Annotated in this window: 1 protein-coding gene and 1 pseudogene; both read left to right on the top strand. The window is 58.1% G+C overall.

Annotation, left to right across the window (positions count from 1 at the left end):
* Positions 1-894, top strand: an 894-nt coding sequence (locus tag ACR0IO_RS23070; RefSeq protein ID WP_480745181.1) for an ATP-binding cassette domain-containing protein, incomplete at its 5' end; no start/stop codon positions are given.
* Positions 887-1,123 (top strand): annotated as a pseudogene (locus ACR0IO_RS23065) (ABC transporter permease); the annotation flags it as partial. The gene ACR0IO_RS23070 and the pseudogene ACR0IO_RS23065, both read left to right, overlap by 8 nt.

Raw genomic sequence — 1,123 nt, 5'->3', positions numbered from 1 at the left:
GTTTTGCGCCCAGGTAAGGTTGTGGGCACGTTTGACCCACGCGAAATGAGCAACCGTGACATGGCCGAGATGATGGTGGGCAAGACCCTTACCACGCCAAAGCGCGCGGCTGTCACGACTGGACAGCCCTTGTTGCAAGTGTCGGGCCTGAGCGCGCCTGCGCCGCACCAATTCGGAACAAGCTTGAAAGAGATCAGCTTTACCCTACACGCGGGCGAGGTCTTGGGGATCGGCGGTGTTGCGGGCAATGGTCAAGATGAATTGGTCGCGGCCCTGTCAGGCGAGATGCGCACACATGCTGATATGATCCAATTAGAGGGTCAGGGCATTGGCGCCGATGGGCCAAATGCCCGCCGCGCCCTCGGCTTTTGTGCCGCGCCAGAGGAACGCAATGGCCACGCCGCCGCCCCCGATATGAACCTTGTAGAAAACGCATTGATGACCGCGAAAACGCGGCTTTCTTTGTTGAAAAACGGGTTTATTGATTGGCCGCGCAGTCGTGCCTTCGCCCAAGAGGTGATCGCGCGTTTCGATGTGCGCACCCCAAGCCCCGAAACCGCCGCGCGTGCGCTGTCCGGCGGGAATTTGCAGAAATTCGTAATCGGGCGCGAGATCAGCCAAAACCCGCGCGTTTTGGTGATCAACCAACCCACATGGGGCGTTGATGCAGCGGCCGCAGCTGCGATACGTCAGGCCTTGCTGGATTTGGCCAGTGCAGGATCAGCGGTGCTTGTGATCTCGCAAGACCTTGAGGAGGTGTTGGAAATCACTGACCGCTTCGCGGCATTGAACGAAGGCACATTATCACAAGCGGTGCCAACATCGGGGCTGACCATGGAGAAAATCGGGTTGATGCTCGGTGGTGCGCATGATCTGGAGGTGGCCCATGCTTAGGCTTGAGAAACGGCCACAGCCTTCGCGCGGGTGGACATATGGCGCGCCCGTCTTGGCGGTGATTTTGACCATCATTCTTGGCATGGGTCTGTTTGCGATTTTGGGCAAAGACCCATTGATCGCGATCAAGACGATTTTCTGGGATCCAATCTTTGGCCCCTTTGCGCATTTTTACCGCCCCGAGATTGTCAAGAAAGCTGCCCCTTTGGTGCTGATCGCCGTGGGGCTG

Source organism: Ruegeria sp. CE12, from assembly GCF_056537525.1.
Note: the sequence above shows the minus strand (reverse complement) of the source record. Positions and strands in the feature narration are given on the sequence as shown.